At 72.9% G+C, this 982-nt stretch carries 1 pseudogene; it reads right to left on the minus strand.

The annotated features are described in order from the left end of the window. A pseudogene (locus tag BAY1663_RS22810) lies at positions 1 to 982 on the minus strand (NAD(P)H-hydrate dehydratase); the annotation flags it as partial.

The raw sequence follows: 982 nt of genomic DNA on the forward strand, positions 1-982 counted from the left end.
GCGGCGATCAGCGTGCCGGCGCCCTTGAGCAGTGCCACGCAGCCGTAGCGCCTGGCCAGCTCGCGCACCGCGGCCGGCCGATCGGCCTGCACCTCGGCGGTGGAGCACTGCAGCAATCGCGCGGCCTCACCCGGATGCGGCGTGATCACGCAGCCGGCTGGCAGTTCGACGCTGCCGCTGGCCAACAGGTTCAGCGCATCGGCATCCCAGGTCTGCGGCACCTCACGCTGCGCCGCCAGCGACAGCAGGCTGCGGCCCCAGGGCGCCTGGCCGAGGCCGGGACCGACCACCAGCACATCGGCGCGGTCGGCCAGTGCCGTAAGGCCGTAGGTCGACTCGACGCCGTGGCACATGATCTCCGGGCGCCGCACCAGCGACGCTGTGACATGCTCCGGCCGGGTCGCCAGCGTCACCATGCCGGCACCGCTGCGCAGCGCCGCCTCGGCAGCGAGCAGCGCGGCGCCGCCGGTGCCGAGTTCGCCGCCGATTACCAGCACCTGGCCGAAGCTGCCCTTGTGCGCCACCGGCGAACGCGGTGCTACCCGTGCCAGGGCCGGCCGGTCGAGTCGCACGGCCTCGCTTGCGACCTGCGCGACGATCTGTGGATCGGCCTGCAGGTCGTCGAACACCAGTGCACCGACGCGATCCGGCCCATCCGCGGTGAACAGGCCAAGCTTGAGGCCGATGAAGGTCACGCTGAGCTCGGCACGCACGGCCTGGCCCAGCACCCGCCCGGTATCGGCGCAGAGGCCGGAGGCAGGTCGATTGCCAATACCGGCAGGCCGCTTTCGTTGATCGCGGCGATGGCGCCGGCATAGGGCTCGCGCACCTCGCCGCTGATGCCGGTACCCAGCAGCGCATCCACCAGCACACCGTGCAGCGGCGCATCCGCACGCCAGGGTTCGATGTGCACGCCGCAGGTGCGCGCCTCGGCGCAGGCCTGCGCGGCATCGCCCTGCAGCGCCTGCGGCCTCGCCACGCC

The organism is Pseudomonas sp. BAY1663, from assembly GCF_000582595.1.
GTDB classification, from domain to species: domain Bacteria; phylum Pseudomonadota; class Gammaproteobacteria; order Pseudomonadales; family Pseudomonadaceae; genus Stutzerimonas; species Stutzerimonas stutzeri_AF.